The sequence below is a fragment of the Uliginosibacterium sp. 31-12 genome (genome assembly GCF_030548425.1).
Lineage (GTDB): Bacteria > Pseudomonadota > Gammaproteobacteria > Burkholderiales > Rhodocyclaceae > Uliginosibacterium > Uliginosibacterium aquaticum.
Genome location: NZ_JAUOOA010000006.1, coordinates 198,118 through 212,919, shown reverse-complemented (window position 1 = coordinate 212,919; position 14,802 = coordinate 198,118). Strand labels below are relative to the sequence as shown.

Sequence of the window (14,802 nt, the reverse complement as noted above, 5' to 3'; positions counted from 1 at the left end):
GCTCGGGAAAACCGCAATGGCCCAGCATGAAAAAGGCCGGGCACCAAGGCCCGGCCTGCTGGTCGGTGTTGTATTTACTGGGAAACTTTGCCGAAGATTTTCACGCCGTACAAGCCGAGCGATTTACCGGTGGTGGTGGCAGAGCCAGAGGTGTTCCAGGGGTAAATGCGCAGGTAGAGCGTGCCAGTTGCGGCGACCTGAATCGTGGTGCTGTACTCAAGCTTTGTCATGGTGTCCTTGCTGAACGCCAGGGTTGTCGAGTTGAGCTTGGTCCAGCTCACCTTGTCGGTGGAATAGTCCATGTCGGCAACAACGGTGGAGCCACCGCTGGTGGTGAGATAGGCCGAAATCGCCGAGACGCTGAAGGCCCCGCTGGGGGTGACCGCGAACTCCAGATACTTGCCTTCGTCCCGACTTGCCCAGGTGTTCACCGAGTAGCGGGCAACCGTTGTGTCCTGTCCATCTACCGCGATGACTTTCGAGGTTGTGGCGGTCAGGTCGCTGGCCAGCACATCGGAAGCGGTCACCAGGCCATCTGTCACGGCTGTCACTGAGGTCCCCGCCGTAAACCAGGTGGCGTAGGAGTCAACGCCCGCACCTGCGGCTACACCGCTGCCGCTTACCGCCACGGTTCCGAGCGAACTCCCTGCCTGGGAGAAGCTGATATTGCCGCTGTAGTCCTGCACCGCGGTCGGCGTAAAGCGCACATAGAGCGTCTTGGTAAAGGCGGCGTTGGTGTAGTTCACCGTGACCGCGTTACTCCAGGTCGTCTGGTCGAGTGAAAGCTCGAAGGCGCTGGAGGGCGATGTGGCGGTGACGGTTCCGGCGGCAGGTGCCAGATCAAAAGCCGAGAGCGTGATCGACTTGGTCGACGCCACATTAACGTAGCGGGTGCTCCAGGCGAGTGAGCTGGGGCTGGCCACCAGCGAGCTGACATCCACCATGTAAGGCTTCAGGATGTTCAGGCTCTTCATGCCTTCGACAGCTTTTTTGGCGATCAGCGTGGCGAAGAGAACCTGCGGGTGCGTGCTGTCGGCGGCGATGTAGAGGTTGGCGGTTGCAGCGGTATCACCATAGCTCTCTACGATGCTCTTGGTTTCTGCGGTCAGGTCGACAAAGGGCACGCCGTACTTGGTGGCCACGGCTTTCATGGCTGCGGGGTAGTCACCGCGGACATAGGTTTCGGTGCCCTTGATGGCGACATTGTGCTGGCCTTCGGCCGTGATTGAGCTACCGCTGAAATACTTGCGCACGATGGGCGACATCAGGATGGGGTAGGCCCCCTTGGCCTTGATTTCAGACACATATTGCTTGAGGTACTGGTAATAGGAGTGCTCGTTCTTCTGAGCGCTGCTATCCAGTGCGTCAACTGCACCCGTGCAGGCTTCACCGTCGCCGCTGCCGTCGCTGCAGAAGGCGTAAGTGCCATAGACGGCGTAGTCCGAACCGTATTTCTGGTCGTTGTGAGCGAACTGGATGATTACGTAATCGCCGGCATTGATGACGGGCAGGATTGCCGGCCAACGGGTTGCTTCGTTATAGAAGCTGCGCGAGCTGCGCCCGCCCAGAGCCCAGTTCTTTACGGTCACGCTGCTATTGAAGAACATGGGCAGCTTTTCGCCCCAGCCCATCTGCGGCCGACGATCTTCGGTATAGATCGTCATCGTCGAGTCACCCAGCATGTGGATGGTTACGCCGCCGGTCGTAGCGCTGCTTGAGGCTGTGCTGGAGGTGGCCGAACTGCTGGAGTCGCCAAGCGAACTGGAGCTGGTCGCCGCTGAGCTGGCGGCGAGAGAGCTGCCACTCGAGGCTGCAGCGGAGGATCTGGTTGAGCTGGCTGTGCTGCTGGTAGCGGTGTCGCCTGAACTGCCGCCACCGCCGCAGGCAGTGAGCGTCAGGCTGAGCAGCAAGGAAGCTGCCAAGGCTGGGAATTTCTTCATTTTTGTCTCCGTATTATTGATACCGTGCGACTGAAAAGTCGCCGGTTACCGGTCACACTAGAGACGTGATTCTGATTTTTCTTGATCGGGATTGCGGTTTTTTTGAGTCGTGCGACTTAGTGGGCAGTTGCTGGCTGGCAATCGTGTTAATAGCACCGGCTAGTTGCATTTGGCGCGACAATCGACGCTCTCCCGCTTGCTCGATGCCTGCCATGAATACCGCCGCCACCGCCCTTGCCAATTCCTCTTTTCGTGCCAGCTGGCTGGATCACGCGCGCAAACACCCTTTTACCGCGGCGGGTTTGTTGCTGGCGGGGGGGCTGGTCTTGCTGTTGCTGGTGCAGAGTGTTGTCAGCCTGTTTGCCGGTGTGGCGGCGCCCGGGGTGCGGCAGGGCATGCTGGCCGGTCTGGCGGGGTTTGCCACGACCGCACTGGGGGCTGCGAGTGGCCTGGTGCTGCGTAATGTGGGGCAGAAAGCGGAAGACTGCATGCTCGGTTTTGCTGCCGGGATGATGCTGGCCGCGAGCTCCTTCTCCTTGATCCTGCCGGGCATCGCTGCCGCCGAAACGCTTACCGGGAGTGGCGTATTAGGGGCGTTGGTGGTCGCGGGGGGGCTGGGGCTTGGGGTTTTGCTGATGCTGGGTTTGGACCAGTTCACGCCGCACACGCATGAGAGCTGCGGTGATTGCGGGCCGGGCGCGGAACGCTTGAACCGGGTGTGGCTCTTCGTGCTGGCGATCACGTTGCACAACCTGCCCGAAGGCATGGCAATGGGCGTGGGCTTCGCACGTGGCGATGTATCGGTCGGCTTGCCGCTGGCGACGGCGATTGCGATTCAGGATATTCCGGAAGGGCTGGCGGTGGTGATGGCGCTCAGGGCTGCGGGGGTCGGCAATCTTCGTGCCGTGCTGCTGGCCATGCTGTCCGGTCTGATGGAGCCGCTGGGAGCCGTGCTGGGGCTCGGTCTGGCCGGGGGCTTTGCCTTGGCTTATCCCGTGGGCCTGGGACTGGCGGCCGGGGCGATGATCTTCGTGGTGTCACACGAAGTAATTCCGGAAACCCACCGCAATGGCCATCAGACGCCGGCCACACTGGGCCTGATGGCGGGTTTTGTTCTTATGATGGTGTTGGATACTGCTCTGGGCTGAGGCCGGGCTGGCGAAACCAAAGAAAGGGGGCGCAGCCTTGTGGCATGCGCCCCTTTGCACATGGGGTCGTCGTTTAGCGCGGTGCCTTGTCCAGGCGCGCTTTCACATAGCTACCCGGTGCATCTTCGAGCACCGGTAGTTTGCCCGTGGCGGGATCACGGGCGGCAACCTGGCCCGGATCCTGTGCCTGTGCCCAGGCCTGCCAGTCGGTCCACCACGAGCCGGCCTGGTGGCTGGCATCCTTTAGCCAGTCCTCGCTGTTGTCCGGCAGCTTGCCGTCTTCACGCACCCAGAAGCCGTACTTGTTGGCAACTGGCGGGTTGACGATGCCGGCAATATGGCCGGAGCCACCGAGCACGAAGCGCGGTGTCTTGCCCAGGCGCAGCGCACCGAGATAGGTGCTCTTCCAGGGCGCGATGTGGTCTTCGATGGTGGAGATGAAGTAGCAGGGCACGTTGATTTTGGAGAGATCGATCTTCACGCCACACAGCTCGATGCCACCCGGCTCGCTGAGGGCATTCTCGAGATACATCTTGCGCAGGTAGAAGCTGTGCATCTTGGCCGGCAGGCGTGTGGAATCCGAGTTCCAGTAGAGCAGGTCGAAGGGGAAGGGGTCCTTGCCCATCAGGTAGTTGTTCACCACGAAGGACCAGATCAGGTCATTGGCACGCAGCATGTTGAAGGTGGTAGCCATTTCGCTGCCTTCGAGATAGCCGCGCGCGGCCATTTTCTTTTCGAGGCCTTGCACCTGCGGCTCGTCGATGAATACGCCCAGCTCGCCCGGCTGGGAGAAGTCCAGCAAGGTGGTGAAGAAGGTCGCCGAGGCGATGCGCTTGTCTTTCTTGGCGGCCATGTAGGCCAGGGTGCTGGCCAGCAGGGTGCCGCCCAGGCAGTAGCCGGCGGCATTCACTTCTTTTACGCCAGTCTGCTCGAGCACGGCGTCGAGGGCGGCCAGCACGCCTTCGGAGAGATAGCTGTCGAAACTCTTTTCAGCATGGCGGGCATCCGGATTTACCCAGCTGATCACGAACACGGTATTGCCCTGATCCACGGCCCACTTGATGAAGGAGTTCTTGTCGCGCAGGTCGAGCACGTAGTACTTGTTGATCCAGGGCGGCACGATCAGCAGCGGGCGGGTATTCACCTTGGTGGTGCTGGGGGTGTACTGCAAGAGCTGCATCATGTCGTTCTGGAACACGACTTTGCCCGGCGTGGTGGCGACGTTTTTGCCGAGTTCGAAAGCGCTGGTGTCGGTCATGCGGATGCGCAGTTTGCCGTCCCCTTCTTCTACATCACGCAAGAGGTTGTTGAAGCCCTTGATGAGATTCTGGCCATGCGAGCGCATGGTTTCCTGAAAGACTTCCGGGTTGGTGAAGGCGAAGTTGGAGGGGGCCAGTGCGTCGATGTACTGGCGCGTGTAGAAGTTCACCTTCTGCTGGCTCTCTTCGTCCAGCCCGTCGACGCTGGATACGGTGTCGTGAATGTGGCGGGCAGTGATCAGGTAGCTTTGCTTGATGAAGTCGAACAGGAAATGGTCCTGCCAGTCTTCATGCTTGAAACGCTTGTCGGATTTGTCGGGCGCCGCCACCGGCGTTGGCGAGAGACCCCACAGGCGCTGCATGGAGTGTTGCCACAGCGAGAAGTAATCCCACACCAGATTCATCTGCGCCGTGGCCAGGCGGTAGGGGTCGGCCAGCAGCTTGTTCATCATGTCTAGGAAGGCCTGCGCCACGCCCAGCTCATCCGAGGGCGGCTGGATGCCGCGCTTGCTCTCGCGCTGCATGTGCTCGGTGAGCAGCTTGGAGGCGCGTTGAGCCACTTCAGCGTAGGTTCGAGCAACTTCCTGCGGGTCCGGCAGTTCGGCTTTGGGCGTTTCGGTCTGGGGGGCTGCCATGGTGAACTCCTGAAAGAGCAAGCGGGGGTTTCAATCCAGAGCCTGATAACGGATCAGGCCCTCTGCTTCTTCAATGCGCTGGGCGCGGCCTTGCTGGCACAGATGGTTCAGGTGGGCGATGGCTTCGCCCAGGGCAAACATGAGTTGGTGGGGATCGAGTTCGCGCGGGAAAAGCACCGGCAATAACTCTGCTGCACTGCGGCATTCCCGCATCGCTGCGAGCATAGTGGCATCGCGTTCGGCGTGGTGTGCGACGAGCTGGTCCACTCGGGCAGGTATGCCCCGGAAGGGCAGGCCATGAGCAGGGAGCACCAGCGTGTCGGCAGGCAGCGGGCGGAAGCGTTCGAGCGAGCTGAGGAAGCGACCGACCGAGTCTTCCTCGGGCATCGCGGCCGGGACGCTGATGTTGGTGGAGATACGCGGCAGCAGCATGTCGCCTGAGATCAGCAGACCGGCTTCGGCGCAGTGCAGCGCGATGTGCTCGGGCGAATGGCCGTAGCCGGCAATGGCGTGCCAGCCGCGGCCACCGATTTCAAGCACATCGCCGTCGATCAGGCGGCGGTAGCGACTGGGCAGGGTGGGCACGCCACGCCGGTAGATGTTGCCGCGCGCGTTCATCTTCGCGAGCCGGTCTGCGTCCAGGCCGTGGCGCTGGAAGTGGGCGTGCTGACTGGCCATGTCGAAGCCGCTGGTCTGGGCGTGCAGGGCATGGGCCAGCAGGTATTCCGCCATCGAAATCCAGATCGGCGCTCCGGTCGCGGCCGAGAGCCATTCGGCGTTGCCTAGGTGATCCGGATGGTAGTGGGTGGCGACGATCTTCGTGAGGGGGCGACCGAGTTGTTCCAGCACCGCTGTCCATAAGCCGCGCGAGGGCGGATCGCCCAGGCCGGTATCGACCAGCGCCACGCCTTCCCCGTCGTCGAGCAGCCACAGATTGATGTGATTGAGGCTCCATGGCAGGGCCATGCGCAGCCAGCGCACACCTGCTGCCACTTCAAGCAGGGCCGGCGCTTCCGGGGCGAGGGTGAATGGATATTCGATGAGGCGGCTCATGGTGGCGGGCTCTTGTGCTGGATTGTGCGCCGCACAAACTGTGGCGGCAAGACGTCGGGCGCCCGAGTCTACCCTTCCCGCACATGAGCGCCCATAATGAGGCGGAACATGACAGGGGCACATGCCTCTAGCTGACAGGAACCTGCGAAATGAGCAAGACCGTGCTGATTGCCGGTGCCAGCCGTGGCATCGGCCTGGAGTTTGCCGTGCAGTACGCGGCCGAGGGCTGGCGGGTGATCGCCTGTTGCCGCTCGCCCGAGCAGGCGCGTGGCTGGCTGCCGGCGGATGTGGATGTGCAGGCGCTGGACGTGACGGACCCGGAATCGGTCGCCGCGCTGGGCTGGCATCTGGACGATGAGCCACTGGATCTGTTGATCTGCAATGCCGGCGTGTTCGGCCCGGACACCGGCAGTTTTGCCGCGCCCGGCGACGCGGCTTTCGATGAAGTGATGCATACCAACGTGCTCGGGCCGATGCGCCTGATTCAGGTGCTGGCTCCCTGCGTGGCACAGGCCAAGGGTGTGATTGCGGTGCTGTCGTCGAAAATGGGGTCGATCTACGAGACCAGCGGGGCGGACGCACTGGCGTACCGCTGCTCCAAGGCGGCCTCGAACATGGTGGTCAAGGCGGCGGCCAACGAGTACGGGCCGCAGGGCGCAACGGTGATCGCGCTGCATCCGGGCTGGGTACGTACCGAGATGGGCGGGCCGAATGCGCTGGTCGGTGTGAGCGAATCGGTGGAAGGTTTGCGCCAGGTGATTGCCGATGCCGGTGCGGACGATAACGGCTGCTTCCTTGATTACACCGGCCGCAATTTGAGCTGGTAAACATGGCTGCTGAGTTGCCGGCCTCACCCTGTGTGCGCGAGTGCTGCCTGGATGGCCGCACCGATACCTGCGTCGGCTGCTTCCGCACGCTGGATGAAATCACTGGCTGGCATGCTGCCGATGCGGCCGAGCGGGAGCAGATCCTGGCGCGCTGCGCTGAACGCCGAGTCGCGTACCAGACCATACATCAAGCCTTGCGGCGCTGAAATTCGCTATCCTCTGCGCAGACTCATCCAGCAGGTCCCCGCATGCAACTCACCCTGATCAGCGGCCTTTCGGGCTCCGGCAAGAGTATCGCCCTCAAGCTGCTCGAAGACACCGGTTATTACTGCGTCGATAACCTGCCCGCCACCCTGTTGCCGCAACTTATCGCGCAATTGCAGGCCGAGGGTTATCAACGTGTCGGCGTCGCGGTGGATGTGCGCGCAGGTGCTTCCATCGAAGCCTTGCCCGAGGTGATTGCCCATGTGCGTGGAATGGTCCCCGACCTGCGCTTCATTTTTCTTGACGCGCGTGATGAAGCCCTGATCGCGCGTTACTCCGAATCGCGCCGGCGTCACCCGCTGGCTGAAGACCAGACCACGCTGAAGGAAGCCATCGATCGCGAACGCGAACTGCTGGCGCATGTGGCCGAACTTGGCCAACGCATCGATACCAGCGCCCTGCATCCGAACGTGCTGCGGGCCTGGATTCGCGAGCTGATCGAGTCTGCTCCAACGGTCGGGCCGACTCTGTTGTTCCAGTCCTTCGGCTTCAAGCATGGCCTGCCAGTGGATGCGGACTTCGTCTTCGATGTGCGCTGTCTGCCCAATCCTTACTACGATCCAGCCCTGCGTCCGCTGACCGGGCTGGATCAGCCGGTGATTGCCTTCCTCGAAGCTTCGGATGACGCGCGTCGCATGGCGCAGGACATTCGCAAGTTCATCGCTGACTGGCTGCCCAGCTTCTGCCATGACGGCCGCAGCTATTTCACCGTGGCGATCGGCTGCACTGGCGGTCAGCATCGTTCGGTGTATCTGGCGGAGTGGCTAGCGCGTGAGTTTGCCCAGCAGGCGCGCGTGATCGTGCGCCATCGCTCGCTGGATGCTGGTCTGAAGAAGACCTGAGGGATGGCTGTCCGTGCCTGGCTGGCCTTGCTGCGCCCCGGTGATTACCTGACCGTGCTGGTCGCCGTAGCGGCTACCGTGCTGGCCGCACTGCAGCTGTGGGGGCCGGATCGCCCGAGCCTCGCAGTGGTACGGGCCGGGGGCAAGACCGTAGCCAGCCTGCCGTTGGATCGGCCCGGGGGCATTGAAGTCATGGGGCCGCTGGGCAAGACCTTGATCGAGGTACAGCCAGGCCGGGCGCGCGTGGTTTCGGATCCGGGACCACGCCAGTATTGCGTCAAGCAGGGCTGGCTGACGCGTTCCGGGGCGGCGGCCATCTGTGCGCCGAACGAAGTCAGCCTGCAACTGCAGGGGCGTAGCGAGTCCTACGATTCCCTGAGTTACTGAAATGGCACAGATCACCTTCCAACCCGATGCTTCCGACTATCGCGTGGCGCGCTACGCGGCTGCGGCCATCGCCCTGAGCGTGGCGGAGGCGGCCATTCCCACGCCCTTGCCAGGAGTGAAGCCGGGCCTGGCGAACATCGTGGTGCTGTTGGTGCTGATGCGGCACGGCTGGCGCGAGGCGGCCTGGGTAGCGCTGCTGAGGGTGTTTGCAGCAAGCCTGCTGCTGGGTCAGTTGTTCGCGCCTGGCTTCTTCCTGAGTCTGGCCGGCAGCCTGTTGAGCCTGGCAGCGTTGGGGCTGGCGCAGTGGCTGCCACGGCGCTGGTTCGGTGCGGTGAGTCTGTCGCTGGTCGCGGCGTTTGCGCATATTGCCGGGCAGATGCTGTTGGCGCGCGTCTGGCTGGTGCCGCATGAGGGCTTGTGGGGCTTGTGGCCGGTGTTTTCGGCCACTGCCACGGTATTCGGCGCGATCAATGGCCTGATCACGGCACGCCTGCTGGTCGAGCCTACAAACCCGGATCTGCCGCCGAACCGCCTCTGAGCGCGGCATCCACCACGTTGCGCTGCAACTGTGGCGCGAACATCTCGATGAAGGCATAGGCGTAGCCGCGCAGCCAGGCATTCTTCGGCAGGCCGATGCGGGTAGTGGAGGATTCGAACAGGTGAGAGGCATCCATGGCCGCCAGTTCGCGATCTACCAGCGGATCGAAGGCCATGCTGGCGATGATGCCGATGCCCAGGTCCATGTTCACATAGGTCTTGATCACATCCGAATCGATGGCGGTGAGGATGATGTTGGGCTTCAGCGCACGGGCCAGGAAGGCTTTGTTGATCAGGCCGCGCCCGGCAAAGGCCGAATCGTAGGTGATGATCGGGAAGCGGCTGGCGGCTTCCAGGGTGAGTGGGCTTTCCTTCAGGATCGGGTGCCCCTTGCGTGCGATCACGCTGCGGTTCCATTGTTTGCAGGGTAGCAACACCAGATCCGGCAGATCGCTGGCGGCTTCCGTGGCAATGGCGATATCCGCCTCGCCTGCGAGCACCTGCTCGCAGATCTGGCGTGGGTTGCCCTGGTGGATATGCAGTTGCACCTTCGGATAGCGGCGCATGAAATCGGCTACGACACGAGGCAGGGCGTAGCGGGCCTGGGTGTGGGTGGTGGCGATCACCAGGCGCCCGGCGTCTTCGTTGCGGAAGTCCTGTCCGACCTGGCGCAGGTTGTCGGCCTCACGTAGCAGGCGTTCGGCCACGGCCATCACCTGCAGGCCCGGCTCGGTGATGGCGGTGAGGCGTTTGCCGTGGCGCACGAAGATCTCGATACCCAGTTCGTCTTCGAGCAGGCGGATCTGCTTGGAGACGCCAGGCTGCGAGGTGAACAGTGCCTCGGCCGCTTCAGAGACCGACAGATTGTGACGGGCGACTTCGAGGACGTAGCGCAGTTGCTGGAGGTTCATGGCGGCGTTCCCAAGAATTTTAAGGATCTATATCACCAAAAGTTCTAAGCATCCAGAAAAGAACCCGGGTGTTTGAGATATCTCAGCCTCTAAGATCCGCTTTCACAAGGACAGGCTTGCGCATTGCCAGCCCCTGAGCACACAAGAAAGCATTTCATGGACTTGATGTATCCCCTCGCCGGTTTTGCGGTAGGAGCCATTGTCGGATTGACCGGTGTTGGCGGCGGTTCCCTGATGACGCCGCTACTGGTCCTGCTCTTTGGCGTGTCGCCCTCTGTTGCTGTCGGTACCGATCTGCTCTACGCGGCCGTGACCAAGGCCGGCGGCACGGTGGCCCACAGCCTCAAAGGCACCGTAGACTGGGCTATTACCCGGGCGCTGGCCTACGGCTCGATTCCGGGGGCGGCGCTGACCCTGCTGCTGGTCCATCGGTTCTTTCCGGGCGGCATCGGCGGCGCCAGCAAGCTGATCTCTTTGTTCCTGGGCATTGCGCTGGTACTGACGGCAGGTGCGTTGATCTTTCGCAAGAAGCTGCAGGCTTTTGCCCAGCGCCACGCACCGGCCCAGCCTAACCCACGCCGTACTTTCTGGCTCACCGTGCTGACTGGTGCGGTGCTGGGTGTCCTGGTCTCGATCTCCTCGGTGGGAGCAGGGGCTCTGGGCGTAACGGCACTCTTCTTCCTGTATCCTTCACTCCCCGCGCATCGCATCGTGGGCTCGGATATCGCCCATGCCGTACCCCTGACCCTTGTGGCCGGGATTGGTCACTGGCTGCTGGGCAGCGTCGACTGGTTCTTGCTGGGCAGCCTGCTGCTCGGCTCCCTCCCCGGTATCTGGGTGGGCAGCCAGATTTCCGCCAAGGTTCCCGAAAAAGTATTGCGCCCCATCCTGGCCTGCATGCTGGTGCTGATCGGCTCCAAGCTGATTGCGGCACATTGATTCATCAGAGAGACTCGAATGTACAAGTACGACGAATATGACCAGCGGATCGTGGATGAGCGCGTGGCGCAATTCCGCGACCAGACCCGCCGCTACCTCGCTGGCGAGCTGTCAGAAGACGAATTCAAGCCGCTGCGCCTGCAGAACGGCCTCTATATCCAGCGTTATGCCCCGATGCTGCGTGTGGCGGTGCCGTATGGTCTGCTCAATTCGACGCAGATCCGCAAGCTCGCGCACATTGCTCGCACCTGGGACAAGGGCTACGCCCACGTCTCCACGCGTCAGAATTTCCAGTACAACTGGCCTGAGCTGAAGAATGTGCCAGATATTCTTGCCGAACTGGCTACGGTGGAGATGCACGCTATCCAGACCTCCGGCAACTGCATCCGCAACGTGACCACCGATCAGTTCGCCGGCATCGCGCCGGATGAAGTGGTGGATCCGCGCCCGCTGGCCGAAATCATTCGGCAGTGGAGCACTTTCCATCCGGAATTCGCACTGCTGCCGCGCAAGTTCAAGTTCGCCGTGAGTGGCTCCAGCAATGACCGCGCCGTGGTGCAGATGCATGACATCGGTCTGGAGTTTTATCGTGATGGCGCGGGCGAATTGCTGATCAAGGTGTGGGTGGGGGGCGGTCTGGGCCGCACCCCGATTCTTGGCGAAGTCATCGAGGCCGCACTGCCCTGGCAGCATCTGCTGACCTATGCGGATGCCATCATCCGGGTCTATAACCGCCACGGTCGCCGTGACAACATCTACAAGGCACGCATCAAGATCCTGGTGAAAGCCTTGGGTATTGAAGAGTTCAAGCGTCAGGTGGAGGCTGAGTGGGCGCACCACAAGGATGGCCCGAACACCATCACCCAGGCTGAATTCGATCGCGTGGCGAAGTTCTTCACCGCCCCGGCCTACGCAAAACTGGCCGACGGCGATGCCGCCATCGAAGCCAGGGCTGCTGCCGAGAAGGCTTTTGCCAACTGGCTCCAGCGCAACGTGCATGCCCACAAGCAGTCGGGTTATCGTGCCGTGACCCTTTCGCTCAAACCCACCGGCATTGCTCCGGGCGATATCAGCGATAAGCAACTCGAAGTGGTAGCAGACCTCGCTGACAAGTACAGCTATGGCGAGCTGCGCACCACGCACGAGCAGAACATCGTGCTCTCTGACGTCAAGCTCGGTGATCTGTATGCGCTGTGGCAGGAGGCCAGGGCCGCAGGTCTGGCGACACCCAACATCGGCCTGATCACCGACATCATCTGCTGCCCAGGCGGTGATTTCTGCGATCTCGCCAATGCCAAGAGCATTCCGATTGCCGCCTCGATCCAGCAGCTCTTTGACGATCTGGATTATCAGCACGACATCGGCGAGCTGGAACTCAACATTTCCGGTTGCATGAACTCCTGCGGCCATCACCACGTCGGCCATATCGGCGTGCTGGGCGTGGATAAAGGCGATTCCGAGTGGTATCAGGTTTCCATCGGCGGCAAGCAGGGCAACGACGCCAGCCTTGGCGCCGTGATTGGCCCGTCTTTTGCGGCCGATGAGGTCGCCGGCGTGGTCAAGCGCCTGATCGAGGTGTATCTCGAAAACCGCAGCGTGGATGAGCGTTTCATCGACACCGTGCGCCGCCTCGGGCACACGCCCTTCAAGGAGCGGGTGTATGCCGACCGCCAGCCGGGCAAGCAGAAAGTGGAGGCCTGAGCCATGAGCAATCTGATCAAATTGCAAGCTGGTGTGACCAGCATCGTGACCGACGACGCCTGGCAGATCGTGCGTCTGCCCATCGTGGAAACCGAAGTGAAGAAGCAGGCCGGCAAGGTCGTGCTGTTCAAGCTCACTGGCGCCGAAAGCGCCACCGCCGAGCAGATTGCCGGCACCGAAGTACCTGCGGGCAAGGTATTGCTGCCGCTGTCCGTGTGGCTGGCGCGCAAGGCCGAGTTCGCCGCGCGGGTGGCCGTCGGCGAAATCGGCGTGTGGCTGGAAACCCATGAACTGGTCGAGACCCTGGCTGAAAATCAGGCGGATCTGAACGTGTTCCCGGTGATTGCCGTGTTCATCGAGCGTTTCGCTGATGGCCGCGCCTATTCCACCGGCGCTCTGCTGCGATCGCGCTTCGGCTTCAAGAATGAACTGCGCGCCTTTGGCGATGTGCTGCGCGATCAGCTCTTCTTCCTCAAGCGCTGTGGCTATGATGCCTATGACATTCGCGCTGATCGTTCGGCCGAAGATGCACTGGCTTCCCTGAAGGATTTCTCCGAGCCCTATCAGGGTGCGACCGTGATCGAGCAGCCCGTGTGGCGCCGCTACGCCCGGGGCTGATATGGCGGAAACCGTTTCCTTCCTCAAGCCGCGTGCAGCCAATCCGGCCACGAATCCGGTTATCGACGAGGTCGTGCGCGCCAACATCGCGGTGAAGCGCGCCAATGCGCTCGAACTGCTGCACGCGATTGCTGAAGAGCATGGTGCTCAGTTGGGTCAGGTGACCTTCGCGAACAGCTTTGGCGCCGAGGACATGGTGCTGACTGACCTGATCCTGGCCGAGAAGCTGCCGATCGAGATCTTTTCGCTCGATACCGGCCGCCTGCCGGCCGAGACCTATACGCTGATGGGCGAGGTCGAGAAGCGCTACGCCACCCGCCTGAAGGTGTACTTCCCGGATGCGACGGCGGTCGAGACCTATGTGCGCAGCCAGGGCATCAACGCCTTTTACGAATCAGTGGAGCTGCGCAAAGCGTGCTGTGCGATCCGCAAGGTGGAGCCGCTCAAGCGCGCGCTGGCCGGCAAAAAAGCCTGGGTGACCGGCATGCGCGCCGCGCAAAGTGCCACGCGCACCGAGTTGCCGGTGCGCCAGTTCGATGATGCCAACGGGCTGGAGAAGTACAATCCGCTCTCCGACTGGAGCGAGCAGGAGGTGTGGGCCTATATCCGGATTCATGGCCTGCCTTACAACGCCCTGCACGACCAGTTCTATCCCAGCATTGGCTGCGCGCCCTGCACCCGCGCGATTGCCGTGGGCGAGGATGTACGTGCCGGCCGCTGGTGGTGGGAGGACCCCGCCAACAAGGAATGCGGCCTCCACAAGAAATGATTTCAATGGCCCTGCGGCTACGCTGAAGATCCAACCATGACGACTCTGAGCAAACAAACCCTCTCTCACCTCGACTGGCTCGAAGCCGAGGCCATCCACATCATGCGTGAGGTGGCTGGTCAGTGCGAACGCCCGGTGCTGCTGTTCTCCGGCGGCAAGGATTCCATCTGCATGCTGCGGGTGGCTGAAAAGGCTTTCCGCCCCGGCAAGTTTCCTTTCCCGCTGATGCACATCGATACCGGCCATAACTACAAGGAAGTGGTCGACTTTCGCGATAAGCGCGCGGCCGAGCTGGGCGAGCGCCTGATCGTGCGCTCGGTCGAAGATTCGATGAAGCGCGGCACCGTGGTGCTCAAGAGCGCGGACGAATCGCGCAACAAGCATCAGGCCGTGACCCTGCTCGAAGCCATCGCCGAATTCGAGTTCGATGCCTGTATCGGTGGCGCCCGCCGCGATGAAGAGAAGGCCCGCGCCAAAGAGCGCGTGATGAGCTTCCGCGATGAGTTCGGGTCCTGGGATCCGAAGAACCAGCGCCCGGAGCTGTGGAGTCTGTACAACGCCCGCGTGCACCGTGGCGAAAACATCCGCGCCTTCCCGATCAGCAACTGGACCGAGATGGACGTGTGGCAATACATCGAGCGCGAGAAACTCGAACTGCCCTCGATCTACTTCTCGCATAAGCGCGATGTGGTGATGCGCGGCGGCGCGATGATGCCGGTGAACGTGCAACTGGCCAATGGCGAGATCCTCAACGTGCCGAAGGCTGGCGAAGAGGTGATCAACCAGACCGTGCGTTTCCGCACCGTGGGCGATATCCCCTGCACCGCACCGGTGCTGTCGGACGCTGACACGGTCGAGAAGATCGTGATCGAAACCGCCACCACCACGATTACTGAACGCGGCGCGACGCGCCTCGACGATCAGACTTCCGAAGCCTCCATGGAGCAGCGGAAGAAAGAAGGGTATTTCTAA

Annotated in this window: 15 protein-coding genes; 11 read left to right on the top strand and 4 right to left on the bottom strand. The window is 62.0% G+C overall.

All coding sequences use genetic code 11. From position 1 onward, the window contains the following. Nucleotides 1–74: 74 nt before the first annotated feature. Nucleotides 75–1,940, bottom strand: a complete 1,866-nt coding sequence (locus Q3Y64_RS13115) for a rhamnogalacturonan acetylesterase (protein ID WP_303562471.1) — start codon at nt 1,938–1,940, stop codon at nt 75–77. 212 nt (nt 1,941–2,152) lie between these two features. Here Q3Y64_RS13115 and Q3Y64_RS13110 point away from each other — a divergent pair, with 212 nt between their 5' ends. Further along, nucleotides 2,153–3,088, top strand: coding sequence for a ZIP family metal transporter (locus Q3Y64_RS13110; protein WP_216821628.1), 936 nt, complete (start codon nt 2,153–2,155; stop codon nt 3,086–3,088). Between the two features lie 73 nt (nt 3,089–3,161). Here Q3Y64_RS13110 and Q3Y64_RS13105 read toward each other — a convergent pair whose 3' ends face one another. Then, nucleotides 3,162–4,982 carry an alpha/beta hydrolase gene (locus Q3Y64_RS13105; RefSeq protein ID WP_303562467.1) on the bottom strand — a complete coding sequence of 607 codons (1,821 nt, stop codon included), beginning with the start codon at nt 4,980–4,982 and terminating at the stop codon, nt 3,162–3,164. Nucleotides 4,983–5,012: 30 nt separating this feature from the next. Beyond that, a complete protein-coding gene (locus Q3Y64_RS13100; RefSeq protein ID WP_303562465.1) occupies nt 5,013–6,035 on the bottom strand; it encodes an MBL fold metallo-hydrolase in 1,023 nt (340 codons plus the stop codon). Between the two features lie 149 nt (nt 6,036–6,184). Between Q3Y64_RS13100 and Q3Y64_RS13095 the strand changes: the two genes are divergently transcribed. From Q3Y64_RS13095 to Q3Y64_RS13075, 5 genes are read left to right on the top strand one after another with little or no spacing between them, the layout of a single operon-like run. Continuing rightward, on the top strand, nt 6,185–6,862 hold the full coding sequence (locus tag Q3Y64_RS13095) for an SDR family oxidoreductase (protein WP_303562463.1): 678 nt from the start codon (nt 6,185–6,187) through the stop codon (nt 6,860–6,862). A gap of 2 nt (nt 6,863–6,864) precedes the next feature. Continuing rightward, nucleotides 6,865–7,068 carry a DUF1289 domain-containing protein gene (locus tag Q3Y64_RS13090; RefSeq protein WP_101940806.1) on the top strand — a complete coding sequence of 68 codons (204 nt, stop codon included), beginning with the start codon at nt 6,865–6,867 and terminating at the stop codon, nt 7,066–7,068. 42 nt (nt 7,069–7,110) lie between these two features. Next, on the top strand, nt 7,111–7,968 hold the full coding sequence (gene rapZ / locus Q3Y64_RS13085; protein ID WP_101940807.1) for an RNase adapter RapZ: 858 nt from the start codon (nt 7,111–7,113) through the stop codon (nt 7,966–7,968). Between the two features lie 3 nt (nt 7,969–7,971). Further along, a complete protein-coding gene (locus Q3Y64_RS13080) occupies nt 7,972–8,355 on the top strand; it encodes a NusG domain II-containing protein (protein WP_101940808.1) in 384 nt (127 codons plus the stop codon). A 1-nt stretch (nt 8,356) separates the two neighbouring features. Further along, entirely contained in the window at nt 8,357–8,893 is a 537-nt protein-coding gene (locus Q3Y64_RS13075; RefSeq protein ID WP_101940809.1) for a Gx transporter family protein, read from the top strand. On the opposite strand, the gene Q3Y64_RS13070 is transcribed toward Q3Y64_RS13075, so the two are convergent. After that, complete coding sequence (locus Q3Y64_RS13070) at nt 8,859–9,803, bottom strand: CysB family HTH-type transcriptional regulator (protein WP_101940810.1); 945 nt, start codon at nt 9,801–9,803, stop codon at nt 8,859–8,861. The two genes, Q3Y64_RS13075 and Q3Y64_RS13070, sit on opposite strands and share 35 nt — an antisense overlap. A gap of 156 nt (nt 9,804–9,959) precedes the next feature. Between Q3Y64_RS13070 and Q3Y64_RS13065 the strand changes: the two genes are divergently transcribed. From Q3Y64_RS13065 to cysD, 5 genes are read left to right on the top strand one after another with little or no spacing between them, the layout of a single operon-like run. Next, a complete protein-coding gene (locus Q3Y64_RS13065) occupies nt 9,960–10,742 on the top strand; it encodes a sulfite exporter TauE/SafE family protein (RefSeq protein ID WP_303562458.1) in 783 nt (260 codons plus the stop codon). Between the two features lie 18 nt (nt 10,743–10,760). After that, nucleotides 10,761–12,443 (top strand): nitrite/sulfite reductase, encoded by a 1,683-nt coding sequence (locus Q3Y64_RS13060; RefSeq protein ID WP_303562456.1) that lies wholly within the window; start codon nt 10,761–10,763, stop codon nt 12,441–12,443. Nucleotides 12,444–12,446: 3 nt separating this feature from the next. Further along, complete coding sequence (locus Q3Y64_RS13055) at nt 12,447–13,061, top strand: DUF934 domain-containing protein (RefSeq protein WP_303562455.1); 615 nt, start codon at nt 12,447–12,449, stop codon at nt 13,059–13,061. A 1-nt stretch (nt 13,062) separates the two neighbouring features. Further along, on the top strand, nt 13,063–13,830 hold the full coding sequence (locus Q3Y64_RS13050) for a phosphoadenylyl-sulfate reductase (RefSeq protein ID WP_303562453.1): 768 nt from the start codon (nt 13,063–13,065) through the stop codon (nt 13,828–13,830). A 36-nt stretch (nt 13,831–13,866) separates the two neighbouring features. Continuing rightward, the gene (gene cysD / locus Q3Y64_RS13045) at nt 13,867–14,802 is read left to right on the top strand and encodes a sulfate adenylyltransferase subunit CysD (RefSeq protein ID WP_303562451.1); all 936 of its coding nucleotides are present in this window, start codon (nt 13,867–13,869) and stop codon (nt 14,800–14,802) included.

Excerpts from the sequence above, each read along its gene's own strand:
- Q3Y64_RS13105 (WP_303562467.1), bottom strand. The coding sequence starts at position 4,982 with ATGGCAGCCCCCCAGACCGAAACGCCCAAAGCCGAACTGCCGGACCCG.
- Q3Y64_RS13075 (WP_101940809.1), top strand. The coding sequence starts at position 8,357 with ATGGCACAGATCACCTTCCAACCCGATGCTTCCGACTATCGCGTGGCG.
- Q3Y64_RS13090 (WP_101940806.1), top strand. The coding sequence starts at position 6,865 with ATGGCTGCTGAGTTGCCGGCCTCACCCTGTGTGCGCGAGTGCTGCCTG.
- Q3Y64_RS13080 (WP_101940808.1), top strand. The coding sequence starts at position 7,972 with ATGGCTGTCCGTGCCTGGCTGGCCTTGCTGCGCCCCGGTGATTACCTG.
- rapZ (WP_101940807.1), top strand. The coding sequence starts at position 7,111 with ATGCAACTCACCCTGATCAGCGGCCTTTCGGGCTCCGGCAAGAGTATC.
- Q3Y64_RS13070 (WP_101940810.1), bottom strand. The coding sequence starts at position 9,803 with ATGAACCTCCAGCAACTGCGCTACGTCCTCGAAGTCGCCCGTCACAAT.
- Q3Y64_RS13110 (WP_216821628.1), top strand. The coding sequence starts at position 2,153 with ATGAATACCGCCGCCACCGCCCTTGCCAATTCCTCTTTTCGTGCCAGC.
- Q3Y64_RS13115 (WP_303562471.1), bottom strand. The coding sequence starts at position 1,940 with ATGAAGAAATTCCCAGCCTTGGCAGCTTCCTTGCTGCTCAGCCTGACG.
- cysD (WP_303562451.1), top strand. The coding sequence starts at position 13,867 with ATGACGACTCTGAGCAAACAAACCCTCTCTCACCTCGACTGGCTCGAA.
- Q3Y64_RS13065 (WP_303562458.1), top strand. The coding sequence starts at position 9,960 with ATGGACTTGATGTATCCCCTCGCCGGTTTTGCGGTAGGAGCCATTGTC.
- Q3Y64_RS13050 (WP_303562453.1), top strand. The coding sequence starts at position 13,063 with ATGGCGGAAACCGTTTCCTTCCTCAAGCCGCGTGCAGCCAATCCGGCC.
- Q3Y64_RS13100 (WP_303562465.1), bottom strand. The coding sequence starts at position 6,035 with ATGAGCCGCCTCATCGAATATCCATTCACCCTCGCCCCGGAAGCGCCG.
- Q3Y64_RS13060 (WP_303562456.1), top strand. The coding sequence starts at position 10,761 with ATGTACAAGTACGACGAATATGACCAGCGGATCGTGGATGAGCGCGTG.
- Q3Y64_RS13095 (WP_303562463.1), top strand. The coding sequence starts at position 6,185 with ATGAGCAAGACCGTGCTGATTGCCGGTGCCAGCCGTGGCATCGGCCTG.
- Q3Y64_RS13055 (WP_303562455.1), top strand. The coding sequence starts at position 12,447 with ATGAGCAATCTGATCAAATTGCAAGCTGGTGTGACCAGCATCGTGACC.